The 18028-nt window shown below is 60.7% G+C and carries 18 protein-coding genes and 3 pseudogenes; 1 reads left to right on the plus strand and 20 read right to left on the minus strand.

Features of this window, described 5'->3' with window-relative positions:
* Positions 1–132: 132 nt before the first annotated feature.
* The 14 genes and pseudogenes from bfr (IPP03_19145) to IPP03_19210 all read right to left on the minus strand — a co-directional run bounded on the left by bfr (IPP03_19145) (position 133) and on the right by IPP03_19210 (position 8535).
* A complete protein-coding gene (bfr, locus tag IPP03_19145) occupies positions 133–615 on the minus strand; it encodes a bacterioferritin (GenBank protein ID MBL0354666.1) in 483 nt (160 codons plus the stop codon).
* 10 nt (positions 616–625) lie between these two features.
* The gene (gene bfr, locus IPP03_19150) at positions 626–1111 is read right to left on the minus strand and encodes a bacterioferritin (GenBank protein MBL0354667.1); all 486 of its coding nucleotides are present in this window, start codon (positions 1109–1111) and stop codon (positions 626–628) included.
* Between the two features lie 251 nt (positions 1112–1362).
* Positions 1363–1579, minus strand: a pseudogene (locus IPP03_19155) (type II toxin-antitoxin system HicA family toxin).
* Positions 1572–1778 (minus strand): type II toxin-antitoxin system HicB family antitoxin, encoded by a 207-nt coding sequence (locus tag IPP03_19160; protein ID MBL0354668.1) that lies wholly within the window; start codon positions 1776–1778, stop codon positions 1572–1574. Before IPP03_19160 ends, IPP03_19155 begins: the two are co-directional and overlap by 8 nt.
* A gap of 262 nt (positions 1779–2040) precedes the next feature.
* Positions 2041–2883, minus strand: a complete 843-nt coding sequence (locus tag IPP03_19165) for a methyltransferase domain-containing protein (protein ID MBL0354669.1) — start codon at positions 2881–2883, stop codon at positions 2041–2043.
* Positions 2880–3287: a DUF1622 domain-containing protein gene (locus tag IPP03_19170; GenBank protein ID MBL0354670.1), complete on the minus strand. Its 408-nt coding sequence runs from the start codon at positions 3285–3287 to the stop codon at positions 2880–2882. The genes IPP03_19165 and IPP03_19170 overlap by 4 nt, the downstream gene beginning before the upstream one ends.
* Before the next feature lie 196 nt (positions 3288–3483).
* Positions 3484–4272 (minus strand): alpha/beta fold hydrolase, encoded by a 789-nt coding sequence (locus IPP03_19175; GenBank protein ID MBL0354671.1) that lies wholly within the window; start codon positions 4270–4272, stop codon positions 3484–3486.
* Between the two features lie 266 nt (positions 4273–4538).
* Entirely contained in the window at positions 4539–4844 is a 306-nt protein-coding gene (locus tag IPP03_19180; GenBank protein ID MBL0354672.1) for a hypothetical protein, read from the minus strand.
* Between the two features lie 345 nt (positions 4845–5189).
* Positions 5190–5384: an antitoxin VbhA family protein gene (locus tag IPP03_19185; GenBank protein MBL0354673.1), complete on the minus strand. Its 195-nt coding sequence runs from the start codon at positions 5382–5384 to the stop codon at positions 5190–5192.
* A gap of 708 nt (positions 5385–6092) precedes the next feature.
* Positions 6093–6365, minus strand: coding sequence for a hypothetical protein (locus tag IPP03_19190; GenBank protein MBL0354674.1), 273 nt, complete (start codon positions 6363–6365; stop codon positions 6093–6095).
* Between the two features lie 434 nt (positions 6366–6799).
* Positions 6800–7075, minus strand: coding sequence for a ferrous iron transport protein A (locus tag IPP03_19195; protein MBL0354675.1), 276 nt, complete (start codon positions 7073–7075; stop codon positions 6800–6802).
* Between the two features lies 1 nt (position 7076).
* Positions 7077–7847: pseudogene (locus IPP03_19200) on the minus strand (ferrous iron transporter B).
* Positions 7844–8203, minus strand: a complete 360-nt coding sequence (locus tag IPP03_19205; GenBank protein ID MBL0354676.1) for a hypothetical protein — start codon at positions 8201–8203, stop codon at positions 7844–7846. Before IPP03_19205 ends, IPP03_19200 begins: the two are co-directional and overlap by 4 nt.
* Positions 8204–8217: 14 nt before the next feature.
* Complete coding sequence (locus IPP03_19210) at positions 8218–8535, minus strand: hypothetical protein (protein ID MBL0354677.1); 318 nt, start codon at positions 8533–8535, stop codon at positions 8218–8220.
* Here IPP03_19210 and IPP03_19215 point away from each other — a divergent pair.
* The gene (locus tag IPP03_19215) at positions 8534–10237 is read left to right on the plus strand and encodes a CotH kinase family protein (protein MBL0354678.1); all 1704 of its coding nucleotides are present in this window, start codon (positions 8534–8536) and stop codon (positions 10235–10237) included. The genes IPP03_19210 and IPP03_19215 overlap by 2 nt on opposite strands.
* A gap of 252 nt (positions 10238–10489) precedes the next feature.
* Here IPP03_19215 and IPP03_19220 read toward each other — a convergent pair.
* From IPP03_19220 to IPP03_19245, 6 genes and pseudogenes are all read right to left on the minus strand, one after another.
* Positions 10490–10945: pseudogene (locus IPP03_19220) on the minus strand (DUF2784 domain-containing protein).
* A 383-nt stretch (positions 10946–11328) separates the two neighbouring features.
* Complete coding sequence (locus IPP03_19225; GenBank protein ID MBL0354679.1) at positions 11329–13491, minus strand: hypothetical protein; 2163 nt, start codon at positions 13489–13491, stop codon at positions 11329–11331.
* Positions 13488–14486 (minus strand): hypothetical protein, encoded by a 999-nt coding sequence (locus IPP03_19230; GenBank protein MBL0354680.1) that lies wholly within the window; start codon positions 14484–14486, stop codon positions 13488–13490. Before IPP03_19230 ends, IPP03_19225 begins: the two co-directional genes overlap by 4 nt.
* Positions 14487–14726: 240 nt before the next feature.
* Positions 14727–15002: a ferrous iron transport protein A gene (locus tag IPP03_19235; GenBank protein ID MBL0354681.1), complete on the minus strand. Its 276-nt coding sequence runs from the start codon at positions 15000–15002 to the stop codon at positions 14727–14729.
* A 1-nt stretch (position 15003) separates the two neighbouring features.
* Positions 15004–16953 (minus strand): ferrous iron transport protein B, encoded by a 1950-nt coding sequence (gene feoB, locus IPP03_19240; GenBank protein MBL0354682.1) that lies wholly within the window; start codon positions 16951–16953, stop codon positions 15004–15006.
* Between the two features lie 219 nt (positions 16954–17172).
* Positions 17173–17973: a DUF3014 domain-containing protein gene (locus IPP03_19245; protein ID MBL0354683.1), complete on the minus strand. Its 801-nt coding sequence runs from the start codon at positions 17971–17973 to the stop codon at positions 17173–17175.
* Positions 17974–18028 lie beyond the last annotated feature (55 nt).

The raw sequence follows: 18028 nt of genomic DNA on the forward strand, positions 1-18028 counted from the left end.
ACGAGGCCTTTAATGAGAATAGTTCTCATTTTATATGAATGCGAATGACTGTCAATAACATTCGTGGCGCAGTCGAAGAAAGGCCACGGTGGAAAACCGTGGCTTTCGCGTGCGCCGCCGGGGTGCATTGAATCAGTCGTCGCCAGGCTCCATATGGGCCTGCAAGTAATTTGGCAACGTCACATTCTCGATCAGGCTGTGCTGCGTCTCCAGCCAGTCGATCGCTTCCTCGCAGTGTTCGAGCAGGTCTTCCAGCAGGTCGCGGCTGACGTAGTCCTGGAGTTGCTCGCAGAGGGCAATGCCCTCGACCAGCAGCGGGCGCTGGATTTCGCGCTCGAATTTGAGGTCGCTCTGCAGGCATTCGACGACATCCTCGCCGATCATCAGCTTGCCGAGGTTCTGGAGGTTGGGCAGGCCTTCGAGAAAGAGAACGCGCTCGATCAGCTCGTCGGCCTCCTTCATGACGCGGATCGACTGCCGGTACTGGTAGTCGTTGAGCTTTTCCAGACCCCAGTGGCGGAACATGCGGGCATGCAGGAAATACTGGTTGATCGCGGTCAACTCGTTTTTCAGCACCTTGTTCAGGGAGTCGATGACCTTCTTGTCGCCGTTCATCGTGCGCTCCTCAAGCCGGGTTGCTGGAGCCGATCTGGCTCTGCTGATAGTTTTCGAGGCCGATCTGGTCGATCAGGCGCAACTGCTTTTCGAGGTAATAGGCGTGGTCCATCTCGGTGTCTTCGAGCTGGATACCGAGCATGTCGCGACTGACGTAATCCTGAGCCAGTTCACAGGCGGCCATCGCCTTCTTCAGTTCGCCGACCACCTTGTATTCGACGGCGAGGTCGGACTTCAGCATGTCCGGCACGTTCTTGCCGACATTCAGTTCCTCGCGTTTCGCGAGATCGGGCGTGCCTTCGAGGAAGAGGATGCGCTGGATCAGTGCGCGGGCGTGCTGGCGCTCATGCTCGGACTCGTGCAGCGCCTTTTCAGCCAGTTGGGCAAAGCCCATGTCGGCATACATTTCGCCGTGGATCAGGTACTGGTCGACGGCGGTCAACTCGCCCGCCAGCAGGTCGTTGAGGATGTCGATGATTTTCTTGTCGCCCTTCATGGCGTTCTCCGGAGGTTGTTGGAAACGGGTGGCTTGCTTGCCTGGATGCCCATTCTAACGGCCGTTGCGGCTGGCCTGAAGGCACAGGCGGAATTTTTGTGCCTGCTGCGGTCGACCGCGAAAAGCAGTCAAGATTCAAACCGGCGGTGGGGCAGGAGATCAGGCAGAGACCTTTTGCGCCTTTCGTTTGCAGGATATCCGGTGGAGTAGGGGGATATCTACAGCCTCAAAATTGAGGTTGGGTACTGCGGCTACAAGGCCGCGATGAATTCGTCCGGCGTTACGTCGGCTTGACGCAAGATGCCAGCCAACGTGCCGACTTTGACTTCGCTGTGCAGGGGGACGACACAGCCTTTCGATCCACGGCGCATGATGACGTGGCTCCCCGATTGCCAGAAGTTTCTGGAAACCCAGGCGCTCCAGCGCCCGTGCTACGGTCGCTCCCGCAACGTGCGGCAGCTTAGGCATGGGCAGGAACACTGAACATCGTCACCAGCGGATGCCCAGGCACGAGCAGGGGAAACTCCGACAGATAAAGTGCCGTGGCCTCCTGCAAGTTGGCGAGAGCCTCCTCGACGGTTTCACCCTGAGTAGTGGTGCCCGTTTCAGGATTCAAGGCTACGTAGCCTCCTTCTTCAGCGGGGCTGAGTACCGCTGTCAGTTCCATGGTTGTGCTCCTTGAAGGAAAAACTGATTGTCGCTCATTCTTTCGTCCTCCTTTCTGTCATTGTGCGTGCCATCAACCTCCTCCGTTGCGGCTGGGTCTGGCGATTGGCCACATTGCACCCAGTTGACGATACCCTCACAAAATGTCGATTTGCAAGCGGGGTAGCCGTCCCGGCTGGCCTGAAGACGCAGGCAAAATTCTTGTGCCTGCTGCGGTCGACCGTGAAAAATGGCCAAGATTCAAACGGTGGTCGGGCAGGCGTTCAGGCGGCAACCCGCGCGAAACGGGCGAGGTGCACATCAACGGTCAGCGTCAGCGCGGTGAGCGCGGCGGCTCTGGCGCGGCCCTCGGCACTGGCGCGGTAGAAGTGCGGGGTCATGGTCAGCAGGTCGGCGATTTGCTCGGTGCCGGCAAGCGCGAAGGAATAGCCGAGCGTTTCCGTTCCAAGATGCCTGAAACCGGCCGGGGCTGGCGCGTTGCCGGCACGCTCCGGCTTCAGCGCGGGGTAGATGATTTCGCGCAGCTCCCGCAGGTGACCCGGTCCGGATTCGACCTGCAGGAGTTCGCCGCCCGCCTTGAGCACCCGGGCGAACTCGGCATAGACCGGGAAGCCGAACAGGCACAGCACGCGGTCCAGCGTTCCCGTCAGCACCGGCAGGTTGGCGTTGCTGGCGACCACCCAGTTCGGCCGCTTGTCCTGTTTCGTGGCGGTGAGCACGGCCCACTTGGAAATGTCCAGCCCGACGATGGCCAGGCTTTGCCCGGCGCCCGCCACAGTGGCCAGTCGGCGCAGGTAATAGCCTTCGCCGCAACCGGCATCGAGGCAGCTGGCAGTGGCCGGCAGACCGGCGAGCAGCGCGCGGGCGACGGCGTCGGCAATCGGCTGGTAGTGACCGGCCGCCAGAAAGCGCCGCCGGGCGGCAACCATCGCCTTGCTGTCACCGGGATCGAGCGAGCGCTTTTTCTGCACCGGCAGCAGGTTCGTGTAGCCATGAGCGGCCACATCGAAACTGTGACCACCGGGGCAGCGCCATGTCGACCCCGTGCATGTCAGCGGAGCGCCGTCGAGCGGGCAGGCCAGCACTTGGAAAGAGGTGACGTTCAGGAGCGCTGGCCCGTGGTTTCCGGTTGCCCGCGCGAATCTGTCGCGGCCACCGGCGCGGCGGCTTCAGGCCTGGCCTGCCAGGGCCAGCGGCCGGTGATTTCGAGTTCGAGGGTGAAACTGAGGAAGGTGCGGACGACGACGATCAGCCCGAGAACGCCGACGCTGCTGAAACTGGGGTCGACGGCCACGGTGTTGATGATGTCGGCCGCGACGAGGAACTCGAGGCCGAGCAGGATGGCGCGCGCCAGCGTCTGGCGATACCACTCGTACAGGTGGCTGCCAGCCATTCCGCGCGCCGCGCGGGTGAGCGCCACGAGCGAGGCGAACAGGGTTCCGAGCGCCATGACGAATATGCCCGCGAGTTCCAGGGCGGCGGTAGTCCAGTGGATGATCGTCTCGAACATGGGCTTTCCTTGGCGATTGAGGTTGGTGATCAACTCGGAGCGAAGAGGGCTGCGCGGCAGGTTGCGCAGTTGCGCGTGAGCGTAATTCTAGGCCGGTTTGCAATCTGCAAGTCAGGGCGTAATGACTTGCTTGCTTGAGGAAACTCCAGCCAAATATATCGACCCCTTCGACTATTCTGTTGGCCAAGCCGGCGCGCTACCCGCCGAGCAGGAAGCTGGTCACCGCCGCCCACCATTTGCCGTCGACCTGCATCATCCAGTCATTGTGATCGCTGGCCGGGATTGCCCATAGTCTTTTGGGGCCGGGCAGTGAGGCGAACAAGGCCTCGCCAAAGGGCGCTGGCACGATGCTGTCCTGGGCCGCTATGACCACCGCAACCGGGCCACGAAAACCGGCCAGGTTGGCGATGTTGTCGTAGCGGTCGTGCAACAGTAAATCGACGGGTGCCCAAGGGTAGTGGTGGTGCGCTACCTGTTTGAGGCTATCCCAGGGGGTAATCAGCAGCAGGCCGGAAAGATCGTCCGGAGAATTTTTGGCAACCGCCGCCGCGACGCCGGCGCCCAACGATTCACCAGCCACCAGCAAGGGGCCGGGAAACTGTTCGCGGACGCGGGCGAGTGTTTCCGCCGCATCGCGCACCAGCGCAGCCTCTCCCGGTTGACCGGGGCGCGGACCGTAGCCCGGATACTCGGCCAGGATGACGCGCAGGCCGGCGTTGGCAAGCGCTTCGGCAACCCAGCCCCGGTGACCGGCGTGACCAGCGTTGCCATGAAAAAACACAAGGGTGCCGCGTGCCTCCGCGCGCGGTTTGCGCAACAGACCGCGAAAGTCGTTGGCGTCCGGCCAGGGTTCGAGTCCGCCGCGCCGGGCTTCGGCGACAACCTCGGCAAGCGGCGCGCTGGTGGGGAAATAAAGCAGGTGGTCCTGAAACATGAATAGCCCTCCCCAAATCAACGCGGCGCCAGCCATTACGCTCAGTATCATCCGCCTAAGTCCCGGACTCACGGCGCTGGCCGGCGGCATAGGCCGCGAAGTTGATGACAATCACGGCGACCCCCAGAACCATTTGCCATTCGCGCGTCAGTCCTTTCGGGTATTTGATGAGCCCAAATGGGTCAAAGACATTTCGATCAGGAGCCGCAAGCCGGGGCCAAAAGAGTCAGAGTAAATTAGATTTTTCAATACACTCTGACCCTCTTGGTTGGGCGCGGCTTTATCGCGCCAATCCGGATTGAGTTACGGGTTAGATTCTACTCACCTTCACCAACAGGTTCACTTGATGTCCCCAAGAACCCGCGCCCTTGCGCAAAGTAGATGTTAATGGGGTTCTCGTTACGGAGAACGTCAAGGACGCTTTGAAACATAGCGGAAGGGAGATGCATTTTGATAATCCCGTTATCGTTTGCATCGGCTTCAAAGACCATTCCAGGATCGTTGAATCGAACCCAAGCTAGGGTTTTGCCCGCCGCATCGCTCAGTTGGATCTGAGCGCGGTTCGTTTGGTAACCATCTGGGCTACCATAAAATAAAATACTGTAACTTGCTACTGCTGGCATACGATTGCTCCTTGATTTTGAAATAGGGTGGCTGTTCAAACATTTCCAGTTCGCCACCAAAATACTGGAACCTAACTATGGGAGAACAACCGGGGACAGCCCACGGTTTTTGGCTGTTTTTCGCGGTTGACCGTGGCAATGAGTGGAAATCGTGGTCTGTCCCGAATGGCACTAAGTTAAGGCTGTCCAGCATGCCCAGCGCTAGCATTGTGGCTGCAAAAACGGACGCAATACGTCCGTAACTTAGTACCATTCTGGTCTGTCCCCGATTCTTGCGATTCTTGTAACCGCCGCTGCGCGGCTATATCGCGCAGCGTTGGGCCACACGCTAGCGGCCAAGAGGTGCTAATGCACCTGTTGAGAAATGCCAAGAAGTCTCCATATCTCGGCAAAGAACACTTGGTCGCCGATTTCACCATTGATGTATTGCGCCATCAGTTTCTCTGTTTCCGGCGTTAACTCGACACCACGTTTTATCGAGTTTTCTTTTGCAAGCTCATACGCAGCCCTTCGCTTCGCTCGCTCTTTCTCATTGATCATGGCAGTTCCTCAGGATCGATTTCGCTGATGGGCGGCGCTTCGACAACAGCGTGATCAGGCGTCAGTATAAGTCGGTGCTGGTTGGCCGGCGATTGCGAGTGAAAATTGAAAGGTGGGACCCCCGTTCGCGGGCGCGCAGCGGCCGCGAACTATTAGGTAAGCCTCCCAAATCCAGAGGCGTTTGTATCAAACAAGAACGAACTATCAACCACAAATTATCGGGAAGCGATGGAATTGTGCCTCTCATTTTAAGCGCATCATACCCCGGCATGACTATCCCCAGAACCTGCTGGATAGCGTTCACGAATGGATTCGCTTGAAACCCGAAGGGCCCAGAATGGAATCATGCCCCGGAATCCAACTTGTGCGACAGCAACGCTGGACTGCGATCAGGGCCAGCGAAAATCTTCCCGCAAATGACAAGGCCGCGCGCCTCAGCCTATCCCGGAATTTCGCAGACAGCCTTCACCACCCCGATGTGACAGGCGACAGCGTGTTCGAGCGCGAGTTCGACTTCGTCGGCGAGGGCGACCGTCATTGATCGTTTCTGCTGCACCTAGATCAGGCGATTTTCGGCTACGCCGCAGGCGGCGGATTGTGCGCGCTGCAGCGGGGCGACCGCCCCCGTCCGGAAACGCCGAGCCCGGCTTCAGCCGGGCTCGGGTCGATCATGGGCGGTCGATCGGTGCCGCCCCTTGCCGTGACTAATCAGTTGCCGGCGTCGCACTTCTTCATGAACGAGGTCTTGGCTGCACCGTGGAGGGGTTTGCCGTTCTTGTCCACCGCCTTGGCTTCGCAGCCCGACGGGGAACTGCCGCCACTGCACTTCTTCATGAATGAGGTCTTGGCTGCGCCGTGGAGGGGTTTGCCGTTCTTGTCGACAGCCTTGGCTTCGCAACTGGCAGCGGCTGGTGCCGCGGCGGCCGCCGGAGTTGCTGCCGGAGTTGCTGCCGGAGTTGCTGCCGGAGTTGCCGCCGGCATGGCGGGGGCGACAGGAGCGGCGGGAACGGCGGCAGGCGCCGGCATGGCGGCCGCCGGGGTGGCCGGCTTTCCGGGTTGGGCGGGCGACGGTGCCTGAGCGTGCGCGACACCTAGCGCGAGCATCATGGCCATTGCAGCGGTGAACAATTTACGCATAACCTTCTCCTTTGAGTATGAAAGGCAGATTGCCTTGAACGGTTAACGCGGTACTCGGCATTTCGTTGACACAAGTGGCCGCCGGTTACCAGATTTGCCTCCCGGGGTGATCCATGAACTTGGCTGATGGGCAGGCCATCGAGTTGTTGGTCGTTGCTAACCGGCCTGCCGTAATACTCATCGGCGCCGACCCCGACGGTACGCGCCCGGCGCTGGCTCCGTGTTTCCGGCCCCGGGCGGAAAGTCGTCAAGGCATCATCGCGCTGCCGCTGCTCCGGCTATCCCCGGCTCTCGCCAACGTCCTTCTCCACCCAGATATGCCGGGAGACGGCGTGTTCGAGCGCGAGTTCGACTTCGTCGGCGAGGATGACGGTCATCGGCCGCTGTTGCAGCACCTTGAGCGGGCGCGATTCGGCGAGGCCGTAGGCGGTGAGTTGTTCGCGCTGGAGCGCGTCGATTTCGTCGCCGAATCCGGCGAGGCGGACTTCCTGGCCGGGCGGAATGAAGGCGAGCGGCAGGCGGGCCGCCTTGCGGATGTCGGGTTTCGGGCTCATGTCAGGACCAGACGGCGTGCAGCAACAGGTTGAACAGGCCGCCGACGAGGAAGGCGAAGGGGACGATGACGGCGACCATGGCCAGCGCGATCTTCAGGCCCTGTTCCTTGACCATCATCATCAGGCTGGCGAAACAGGGAATGAACAGCGTGATCGTGATCATGCCAACCACCGCCTGGATCGGGCTCAGGCTGTGCGCCATGGCGAAGAGGCCGGTGGCGCCGAAATCACGACGCAGGAAGCCCATGACGAAGGCGGCGCTGGCTTCCGGCGGCAGGCCGAGCCAGCCGGTGACCAGCGGTTCGCCGACCTTGATGATGCCGGGCAAGGCGCCGGTCTTGTCGAGCACGAACATGATGAAGGTGCCGAGCAGGAAGAGCGGAATGACCTCGACCAGGTACCACTGGAGGCGGCCGGCGGTCTTCTTGAGCACGTTGCCGAGGGCGACGCCGAGTTGCGCCGAACAGGGAATGGCGAGCGCCAGCAACAGGATGGTGATCATGCGCTCGCGCGGGCTGTGCAGGATGCGCGTGGTCAGCGTCGCCATTGTCACGCAGCCGAGGCCGAGCACCATCGGCAGCACGGCGCGGCCATTGAGGCCGATCAGCGCGAACAGCCGGTTGGCGATGACCGACAGGCGCGGCAGGTAGCCGGAATCCTCGAGCACGCCGAAGGCGATGAAGAAGGTGGTGACGATGGGGAGAATGAGCGCCAGGGCGTAGGTCATGCCCATGGTCCACAACCCGTACTTGCCGACCAGCAGTTCTGCTAATTACCCGCTGTCGAGGTGATGAGCAGGGTTCGCGGCCCCAACTGGCGCGAGACGTTGTTCATCCACATGCCGAGCCCCATGTCTACCCGGCCGGAGGTGGGTGGCGCCGTGGGGCGAAGTTCCCAGGGGTAGTCCATCTGCTGCTCGAACTCGTCGATCAGCCACTTGCCACCGTAACCTCCCCCGTCCGAGACCTTGTGCATGGTGAGCCGTTCTGTGTAAACGACACCCATGGTGGTCGAGTTCCCTTCGAGGTAGACCGAAAGCTCTGGGCACTTGGCTTTGGCGGCTATCGCCAGAGCGGATGGAGCCCACAGCAAGGCCGCAGCAAGCACGATGGATAACATTCGCCGCATGGTTATAGCTCCCCCTAAGGATAGGAATTCACCCCAAAGGGGTCAGAGACATTTCCTGTGTTCTTTTGGTTGAAGAAGAATCCGAGTTGCTGCGGTCGACCGGAAAAACTGGCCAGAAACTGGAAATTACTCTGATCCCTTTCACCGCATTCAGGCAGAAAATTATGGCGGGTTTTGGGGAGTGCAGGGGAGAATTTGGCGGAAATTCCGGAAACTTCCCGTTGACGACAGGCGGCAAGAGCGGAAATACTCGCGCAATGGCGCTTGAATTTCCCATTTTTCCCTATCGAAAGTACCGGCAAGCTGCCGGTAAACCAGGAGAAACCAGCCATGGATCGCATTCCTGATTCCGGAACAACGAAAGACATCCGAAATTTAGTCAAATCCGTTTTCATTCCGGCACTCCCGAAAGATTCAAGAGCGCGAAAGATCGCTGAGGAAGCGGATGATCCCGCCAATGCAGATTCATTCCTGCGAGGCAAAGCTGAATTTGAGCGGGCGGCTGCCGCGCTGAAACTGCTTGCAGATTCATCCGAGAATGGCAAGATCCGTTTTCGGTTGGCCGACCAGGAAACTTTGACGCAGGCGGGAATGGTAGTTGCCCTTTGGCAAAAGGCTGCCGAAGATCGGACGACCATTTTTTCTGGCACAGGCGCACTGGGCTCCACCATCATGGTTGTGCAGGTCGATGGAGTCGATCTGAACACACTCTGGAAAGATGATGAGTTCGGCGAGGCACTGAAAGCGAATGGAAACGCAGACGCTTCCGTGCGTGTTTTTGAAACGCAGCCTGCGCTTTTCCTCCCGAAACAGCCCGACCCCGATAACGGCGTGATCATCGCTGAGCGGGGCGAGCAGGTATCCGTCAAGCGCCGTGGAAATACAAGCCGGTGGGATTCAAAGGTCAATATCTCGGTCTATCTTGATAATGATGAAGAATCCGGTATTCCCCGCCAGCTCAACCTGCTCAACGCACTCCGCGATCCTTCGTACCATAGAGTCCGGCTCGCCTTTGACCTTCTGGGTCTGGCAAGGTGTCCGGTACGTCCAAATATGTACGCAGAACTCACCTTGAATGGAAAGTGCTATGGTACCTATGTGGCCATGCCGCCGATGGATGATTATCACTTCAAAACCTATCTTCCAGGCGTCAAGCACCGGGCGATCTTCAAAGGCAACTATGGGGATGATCTTCCCGGTGGCGCTTCCCTTGAGCTGCGCGGAGTCCAGGCGACAGATTACTTTGCGCCCAACTCCCGTCCTGAAAGCCGTACCTATGAACCCCGTCTCGACACACCTGACAGCGACTATGCTGCCTTGGCCAGCTTTCTGACGGCCTTTCACTCGAATAAGCCGGCAAGTGCCTCTTTTTTCGATACTGCACGCAAGATACTGGATGTCGAAGGTTTCCTGCGCACTATGGCTGTGGTCAACCTGCTCGGCTCCTGGGATACCTACTATCTCAACAGCCAGAACTACTTCCTTCATTTGGCAGTTGATGATTCGTCGAATCAGCCGCCATTTGCCACATTTTTCCTCAATGACCTGGATAGTCTGCTGGGAGTTAGCTGGCCAGGCCAGAAGCGCAACTGGCAGGACAAGGACCTGCTTTACCGAGGCAGGGAGATCGGCAAAATCCCGTTGATCACGAAGCTGCTGGCGAACGATCATTTTAGGAATTACTATGTCGATTTCATGGAGTGGTTTGTAGATAAACATTTCAACGTTGAGCGTCTGCGCCTCATTCAAGCGGCGCGCTGGTCCATTTTGGAGCAATCCGTGTACTTGGAGGCGGACACTCCCTTCGGCGCTCCACACACCAACCGACCGTGGACGAATGATCAGATCTATCGGGCCGCCGTTCTCAATCAAACCCTCATTTCTGAACAGGAACCCCTAAATGGGATTCGAGTCGATGGAATAGAGGGCTTTGTCGCGGGGCGCTGCAAGAAAGTCCTGGGACAGCTCGCCGGGATGACCCGCTCAAACAGCAGAGTAGACTTCGATTCAGTGAATTGGAATCTTCCGACCTAAGCGCGAGACCTTCCTTCGAGCCAACAGGGTCAGGTTTATCTGGTTTTCCGCCTGTTTTTTCCGTCGACCGCAACAAGCTGTGTTTTTCAGTCGAAAAGGGCAGGGGTATTTTCCCGTGGCTCAGATAATGGAATGACTTTGAGCCCTTGGGCTGTCCCGCTTGGCGCCGGCGCGTGGCCTGCTGCTCTAAGAAGTGGGTTGGGAAGAGAACGTCGATCCACTTGCGCAGCCGATACCGGCGCTCGAAGTCGATCAACGGATCGGTTGGTAGACAAGCACTTCTGGAGTCGTTCGGTGGGAGCGCTTATGCCTGAGGCTCGCGAAACGCCAACCAGCCAACGTTTTGCGGGCCTCAGGCTGGAAATGGTGGCGGGTTTTGCGGGGTGCCGGGGAGAATTGGGCGGAAACTCCCGACTGGCGCCGACCGCAGTGCCCGGCGACCCCCAGAACCATTTGCCAGTCGCGCGTCAGCCCTTCCGGGTAGATGATGGGTATCAGGTAATGTGCGATGAATCCGCTGTGATACCCATCGTCGCCCGCCCTCCAGCGTAAGCGGTTTTCCAGCGGGGTCAGCGGGCAGATGCCGCCGCTGAATTCGATAAACGCTACCTAAGCCAGCGTGGCAAAGTGCAGCCAGCGCAGTTGCGGGAAGCGCCAGGTCAGCACGGCGCCGAGCACGACAAACGCGATGAATGCTTGGTGAAGCAGAGCCCAAAAGGGTCAGAGACATTTCGATCAGGGGCAGTAACGAGGGGCCAAAAGGGTCAGAGTAAATTAGATTTTTCAATTCACTCTGACCCTTTTGGCACTGCTGAACATGATGCCCAACAACGAAGCACGGAACAATCAAAATGGGCCGGGGTCGGACGTCAGGCCGGTGTCCAGAAAGTTTGCAGTGTGATGTTTAGAGGGCCGCCGATGCGCGCTAAATCGGAGCTTGGCACATTTGATCAGGCTTCGCCTTGGAGGCGACCATTCTGGTTTTTGGCTTGTTATTGCGGTCGACCGCAGCTATTCACTCCGACCCCGTTGACTACGCTGCTCCAGTTGCGGACAGGGCAACTTGGCAGTGCGCCTTGAACCAGAGTGCCTCACACCAGCAAGGGCGCGGGCAAAGGCTGATAGCGATCCAGCAAGTCCTTGAGCCATTCCGTGCCGGTAGCCAATGCTGAATCGGTGCGGGCATTCAAGGCTTCCCAGTGCTGTTTCAAGTAGGGCAGCCACGACGGGCTGTCGTGGGCCGGGGATCGAGTTTCAACATCAAGCCATGCTTGCACCGCTTGTCTGGCTTGATCGCGCTCGCCGGCTCCGGCGGAACTGGACTGCAAGGTCTGCAAATAACGCCACAGCCGCGTTTCCAGCGGAAATTCCTGCCGGGCGGCGGGGTCGTAACGGTCAAGCACGTCGGCATCCCATTGTTGTCGCGTCACGGCCTGCCGCAAGGCTGACGGCAGGGGCAGCACCCGATCAACCAAGTTCACATCTTCGATGCTGGGGGCAGTTGCATCCCCTGAGGTCGATGCGGCCACCCAGGAGCGAATCGACTCGGCGAAGGCGCGCCAAGCGGGATCGCTTTCGGGGCTGATGGTGCCGACGCTGGCGGGTGCCTCGTCGTCTTTGTGGGCTGGCAGCCGGCCTTGCGCCGCCAACTGCTGGCGTTGCAGGAGATTGCGCAGATAGTCTTCGGCGCGCACTTTCCCATGGTGGCGGGTCACAAAGCGCTGCAAATGATCAATGGCCGTCTGCAAGTCGTCCGGCCCGTTGCGCCGGGCATAGGCGGTGGCCAACAGCACCGCGCAAGCCTCATTGCCAGGGTCAACCCGCAAACCGTGTTGGGCGTGGGCCAGGGCCTCGGCCCAGTCCTCGCGACGAATGGCCAATTGGGCCAGGGTGGAATGGGCATACAGGTCGTCGGGGTCCAACTGCAACACTTGCCGCAACAGGCGGTAGGCCTGGGCCTGATCGTCGGGGGCGCTGGAGGCGGCCAGCAGGCGCGCCAGATCTACGCGGCAGTGCAGTTGGTCTGGAAAGCGCCGGGTCATTTCCCACAGCACCCACTGCGCGCGTTGCGGCTGGCTGGCCTGGCGTAAAGCCAACTCCCACAGCATCCACAGCCTGGGGTTATCTGCGTCCATGGGCAAGGCCAAGTGGATCCATTGGAACAGGCGGGACTGGATTTCCGGGTCACGAATGGAGTATTCCTCGCACAGGGCACGGGCGCACCGGTCCAGATTGCGCACGAAGTAGTAGGCATCGCCCGACTTGTGCAAGAAGTCTTCGTGGGCGCCGAGCAGGGGACGGATAGCTTTCCAGGCTTGTGCCAGGCTGTCGGATTGGCGCACGGCCCGGACGGCTTGGTCAGTCTCGTTAGCCAAGCCCGGCGGTTTGAGTTTGTAGACTGAGCTTGAGATGGGGGCACCGTAGCGCTGCGTGGCAAGCCCCAACAAGCTCAGCACCGACGCGGTCTTGTCGTCGCCCAGGGGAGAGAGCAAGTCGGTCAGGAACGCCCGGTAGTTGTCGGCATTCATGCTGGGGTTGCGCGCCATGACGCCGCGCAATGCATCCGCCAGTTCTTCCAGGGCCGGGGTGCCCCAGCCCTTGCGGCGTTGGTAGCGGTTGACGAGGGCCTGCACTTGCAGCCGCGGGTTACGCAGACTGTCCTCATCCGACAGGGGCAGCTGGGCCAGGGCCAGCAGGCCCAGGTTGAGGTAACGCGCGGAGCGGGTGCGCCCTGCCTCAACCACAATGGATTGCCAGAAGAACTGCAACTGGTCGTCGGCCTGTTGCGCGGCCAGCAACTGCCAGTAGTCGTACTCCGGGTCGCGATAGGCCGAAAGGGCTAGTGAGCCCAGCCAAGTAAGCCATAGTGCGCGCTCGGCACGCAACGCGGCGCGGGCTTGCGGCAGTGCAAAGTACAGCGGCCATTGCAGCGCTTCGCATACTTGGGCGGCGTAGGCGCCGAGTTTTCTTGCGGGCGGTTGGGGAGCCTGGCGTTGTGCCAAGAGCCAAGCCGCTAGGCCGCTATCCAAATATCCCGGCAAATCGGCCGTGGGGTCAAATTCCGGCGCGGCAGAACGGGGCTCACCGAGCAATGTGCGCGACACAATGCGGCTGCCCAGAGGCAACACCGCCAACAAGAATTGGTGGGGCGCCGCGCGCTCAAAGGGGCCGATGTCCGCAGCGCCACGCAGCAAATCCGCGATGGCCTGCTGAGGATCCTGGCGCAGTTCGTCGGCCCATTGCTGCCAACTCATGTCAGCACCTCGCCAAAGTCGGAACAGCCGGGCAAGGCTTTCAGCCCCTGCACATGGCGGTTGCGGGCCGCGAGCACGGCTGCATCGTCCTTGAGCGCATGTTCACGGGTGATGAAACCGAGGGCCTTGATGTGTCTGGCTTGGTATTCGATGGGAAGCGTCAGCAGTTCCGGGGTAAAGGCAGCGGGAACCTCGGGGTTCGCCAAATCCAGCGTGTAGCCGTAGCTTTCACCTCCGGGTAGCAGCGGCGCGGGGATGAAGGCGCCGGACATTTCCGCGTCCAGCACCGTGGGTCGGCTGAAGCTGGCAACGGCCCCTTTCTTGGTGGCCATCAACCGTGCCTGGCGCACCTCGTCCACCGTGTAGCACATCAAGGCGACAGGGAGCGGTTTCCCCGCCGTGCTGGGCCAATGCGTCAAACCCAGGCGGTCGCGCAGGATATGGGACCAGTCGGTCTTGACCAATGCCGCCAGGTCGCCACCAAAATCGTTGAGGAAGGTGGCGAACAAGGGACGAGCTTGCGTGCGTTGGGCATTCCATTGCGCTACAAACTCGGTGCGCAATGCCTCATCGGTGTCGGACAACTTGTTCTTGCGCAAGTCTTTCTGTGAATTGAAGAAGCGCTGCCAAAAGTTGTTGGCGGCGTCAAAAGTTAGTGGATGGTCGAACAATTGACCTACAGACTCCAGACGCAACAAAAAAGTGTTGTCCAATTGCTCATTCAAATGCGCGCTGCCGTTTACGGCCATAAAGCATTCAGAGCTTCTCGGCAGATCCTTGGGGACATGGACGAATGAACTCAAGTAGCCCTTGTGCTCCGCCTTCCAATCCTTGTGCGCGGCAACATCACCGACATAGGCGTTGTACTCGGCCGCACGCCCGTCCGAGACTGCATGCTCCCAGCGGAAGTTGGCTACCACACAACGAATCGCCGCGCCAACCGGGGACGCGACCGTATCTGAAGCAAGACGGTGAAGGAGCGAGCTAAGGTTCATGAGCGTAAGAATCATACCTCAAGCGACTTGGGAGTGGTGCTCGAACCCAAAGGGGTCAGCGACATTTGCTTTACCCCAAATTTTTTTCAAGCCTTGAGGCCCTCGAAAGGATTGGCGGATTCAATATATCCGAGACGGCGTTCAACGTGGGGGGTGATCGCCTCGTCTCGCCGGGCATTCTCTCGCCGATCAGGAGTGGCAACACTCACCCCGTCAATGACCAGGCCCGCGTGAATCAGCCTACCCAAAAACCTCGCCAACGTCCTTCTCCACCCAGATATGCCGGGCGACGGCGTGTTCGAGCGCGAGTTCGACTTCGTCGGCGAGGATGACGGTCATCGGCCGCTGTTGCAGCACCTTGAGCGGGCGCGATTCGGCGAGGCCGTAGGCGGTGAGTTGTTCGCGCTGGAGCGCGTCGATTTCGTCGCCGAATCCGGCGAGGCGGACTTCCTGGCCGGGCGGAATGAAGGCGAGCGGCAGGCGGGCCGCCTTGCGGATGTCGGGTTTCGGGCTCATGTCAGGACCAGACGGCGTGCAGCAACAGGTTGAACAGGCCGCCGACGAGGAAGGCGAAGGGGACGATGACGGCGACCATGGCCAGCGCGATCTTCAGGCCCTGTTCCTTGACCATCATCATCAGGCTGGCGAAACAGGGAATGAACAGCGTGATCGTGATCATGCCAACCACCGCCTGGATCGGGCTCAGGCTGTGCGCCATGGCGAAGAGGCCGGTGGCGCCGAAATCACGACGCAGGAAGCCCATGACGAAGGCGGCGCTGGCTTCCGGCGGCAGACCGAGCCAGCCGGTAACCAGCGGTTCGCCGACCTTGATGATGCCGGGCAGGGCGCCGGTCTTGTCGAGCACGAACATGATGAAGGTGCCGAGCAGGAAGAGCGGAATGACCTCGACCAGGTACCACTGGAGGCGGCCGGCGGTCTTCTTGAGCACGTTGCCGAGGATCGGCATGCGCATCGGCGGCAGTTCGGTGACCAGCGGGATGCGCCGGCCAGGGATCAGCTTGCTGGCAAGGAAGCCGACCAGCAGCAGGACGCCGACCATGGCCAGCGCCCAGATCAGCACGGCGGTGAACGAGACGCTGCCGAGCATGCCGAGGACGACGCCGAGTTGCGCCGAGCAGGGAATGGCGAGCGCCAGCAACAGGATGGTGATCATGCGCTCGCGCGGGCTGTGCAGGATGCGCGTGGTCAGCGTCGCCATCGTCACGCAGCCAAGGCCGAGCACCATCGGCAGCACGGCGCGGCCATTGAGGCCGATCAGCGCGAACAGCCGGTTGGCGATGACCGACAGGCGCGGCAGGTAGCCGGAATCCTCGAGCACGCCGAAGGCGATGAAGAAGGTGGTGACGATGGGGAGAATGAGGGCCAGGGCGTATGTCATGCCCATGGTCCACAGCCCGTACTTGCCGACCAGCAATTCCGTGATCCACGGAACGTTGACCGCGGCAGTCACGAAATCGGTGAACGCCGGGTTGAGGATGCTTTCGAAGATATCCTTTTCCAGCAGCCCGACCAGCGTCGTCGCGCCGAAGACCCCGACGAATTCGTAGACCACGTAGAGCACGCCGAGCAGGATCGGGATGCCCCACAGCGGATGCACGACGTACTGGCCGATGCGCTGGGCGAGCAGCGGGCTGCTGCGCGCGGCGCGCTGGATGACGCTGGTCGCCAGGGTATCGGCGGCTTCGCTGCGCTCGCGGGCGAGCAGCGCCGACAGCTTGTTCGCGGTGCGGTGCGAGGCGGCCTGGCGCAGCGCCTTGATTTCCGGGAACTTGTCGCCGGTGTGCTCTTCCAGCCAGGCGGCGACTTCGGCATCGCCGCCGAGATAGAGGATCGCCAGCCCGCGCGCCGCCAGGTGCGGGTGCGGGGCAAGGCGAGCGATGGCCTCGCCGACGCGGGTGATGTCGGCCTCGCTGTCGGCGTCGTAGTGCAGGAGCGCGTCCGGCCGGCGGGCTTGACCGAGGCTGCTGGTCAGTTCGCCGATGCCTTCGCCGCCGGTGGCGACGGTGGCCATGACCGGGATGCCGAGTTCCTCGGCAAGCGCCGGAATGTCGACGGTGACCCCGCGCGCCGCGGCCTCGTCGTGCATGTTGAGCGCCAGCACCATCGGCACGCCGAGTTCGGCGAGCAGCGCGGTCAGGGTCAGCGTGCGGCGCAGGTTCTTGGCGTCGCCGACCTGGACGAGGCAGCGCGTTTGCTCGTTGAGCAGCGCGCGCATGGTGGCGCGTTCGTCGTCGCTGCGCGAGGGCAGGGCGAGTACGCCCGGCGTGTCGAGCAACACCGCCTCGCGGTCGAAGCGGGCGCTGGCGCGCGTGACTTCGACGGTGGTGCCGGGGTAGTTGGAAACGTTGACGTAGGCGCCGGTCAGACGGTGAAAGAGGACCGACTTGCCGACGTTGGGATGGCCAACGAGGAGGATTGCGTTGCTTGGGGTTAGGGAGGTAGTCACGGATGTTTTAGCTTCTAATGTTCCTGGTGCGTCGCGGCCAGTGCGCCTGGCGCCGTACAGGGCCACACTTTACGCCTTTGTGAATCAGCTTTTGATGATATGTGGCAAGTTTTCATGTGATCGGATGGTGGCTGGGCACTGTCACGGTCAACCGGGAAAATGGCCCGAAAATGACCTGCCCGGCTTCGACTCATCGTAAGTGCTTGCTGTGACCGGGATTCATTTGGTCGGCGAGCGGCGCAGCAGTTCACCGCGAATGGCGATCAGCAAAATCTTGGCACGCGCCATGTTGTCGGCGCCTAGGCGTAGCATGATTTTCTGCCCGGCGGAACGCTTCTCGAGTGCCGGATCGGCAAATTTGTAGAGTACTTTCGGCTGCACCACAGCAAGCGGCGGCACGATTGCCGGCGTCGCCAGCAGGTTGTCGATGGCATCGACGAGGCGGTCGTTGAAATGTCTGCCGGGATAGCCGAGTTCGCGGTAGGCCTGCTGGAATACGGGGTAGAGGCTGACATAAAGGTCGACCAGGCGCTGCTTGTCGACTGCCGCCAGCACGTTCAGATAACGCAGGTAACGCTGGTCATTGGCCGGGTCGACGGTCATTGTGCCAGCGTGACGTTCAACCATAAACGGCCCGCTAACGGGCTTGATCGGCATCATTTTGGCCTGTGCTTCCTCGCGCGGCAGATTGTCGATGGTCGCGACAAAGCGGTGAATCATCCGGTCGGGGTAGAAATAGGCCAGCGCTTCCGGACCGACCAGTTGCCGCAAGCCGTCACGATAGGCGGTGTCGTCGTCGAGATTGATAGGTGGCGCGGGTTCGGCTGGAGGGGTTGCCGCGATGATCGGATAGCGTTCGACTTCGGGATCCGGCGCTGGTGGTGCTGGTTCCGCGGCCGGACCCAGCGTCTGCGCGACAACCGTCGGTTCGGGGGCTTGCTGGTCCGGCATCAATAAATAGTAGATGAGGCCCACGACGATAGCGATCAAGGCCAGCGGCAACAGACTACTTTTTCCCATTGAATCAAACCTTTCAAATGCCCGGTACGGCGAATTGGTGCGTCAATAACGACTA

It is taken from the genome of Candidatus Dechloromonas phosphoritropha, assembly GCA_016722705.1.
GTDB classification, from domain to species: Bacteria; Pseudomonadota; Gammaproteobacteria; order Burkholderiales; family Rhodocyclaceae; genus Azonexus; species Azonexus phosphoritrophus.

Excerpts from the sequence above, each read along its gene's own strand:
- IPP03_19230 (MBL0354680.1), bottom strand. The coding sequence starts at position 14,486 with ATGAACCTTAGCTCGCTCCTTCACCGTCTTGCTTCAGATACGGTCGCG.
- IPP03_19235 (MBL0354681.1), bottom strand. The coding sequence starts at position 15,002 with ATGAGCCCGAAACCCGACATCCGCAAGGCGGCCCGCCTGCCGCTCGCC.
- IPP03_19185 (MBL0354673.1), bottom strand. The coding sequence starts at position 5,384 with ATGATCAATGAGAAAGAGCGAGCGAAGCGAAGGGCTGCGTATGAGCTT.
- IPP03_19225 (MBL0354679.1), bottom strand. The coding sequence starts at position 13,491 with ATGAGTTGGCAGCAATGGGCCGACGAACTGCGCCAGGATCCTCAGCAG.
- IPP03_19190 (MBL0354674.1), bottom strand. The coding sequence starts at position 6,365 with ATGCCGGCGGCAACTCCGGCAGCAACTCCGGCAGCAACTCCGGCAGCA.
- IPP03_19205 (MBL0354676.1), bottom strand. The coding sequence starts at position 8,203 with ATGCGGCGAATGTTATCCATCGTGCTTGCTGCGGCCTTGCTGTGGGCT.
- IPP03_19175 (MBL0354671.1), bottom strand. The coding sequence starts at position 4,272 with ATGATACTGAGCGTAATGGCTGGCGCCGCGTTGATTTGGGGAGGGCTA.
- IPP03_19195 (MBL0354675.1), bottom strand. The coding sequence starts at position 7,075 with ATGAGCCCGAAACCCGACATCCGCAAGGCGGCCCGCCTGCCGCTCGCC.
- IPP03_19160 (MBL0354668.1), bottom strand. The coding sequence starts at position 1,778 with ATGGAACTGACAGCGGTACTCAGCCCCGCTGAAGAAGGAGGCTACGTA.
- IPP03_19180 (MBL0354672.1), bottom strand. The coding sequence starts at position 4,844 with ATGCCAGCAGTAGCAAGTTACAGTATTTTATTTTATGGTAGCCCAGAT.
- IPP03_19170 (MBL0354670.1), bottom strand. The coding sequence starts at position 3,287 with ATGTTCGAGACGATCATCCACTGGACTACCGCCGCCCTGGAACTCGCG.
- IPP03_19210 (MBL0354677.1), bottom strand. The coding sequence starts at position 8,535 with ATGGCTGGTTTCTCCTGGTTTACCGGCAGCTTGCCGGTACTTTCGATA.
- IPP03_19245 (MBL0354683.1), bottom strand. The coding sequence starts at position 17,973 with ATGGGAAAAAGTAGTCTGTTGCCGCTGGCCTTGATCGCTATCGTCGTG.
- bfr (MBL0354667.1), bottom strand. The coding sequence starts at position 1,111 with ATGAAGGGCGACAAGAAAATCATCGACATCCTCAACGACCTGCTGGCG.
- bfr (MBL0354666.1), bottom strand. The coding sequence starts at position 615 with ATGAACGGCGACAAGAAGGTCATCGACTCCCTGAACAAGGTGCTGAAA.
- IPP03_19215 (MBL0354678.1), top strand. The coding sequence starts at position 8,534 with ATGGATCGCATTCCTGATTCCGGAACAACGAAAGACATCCGAAATTTA.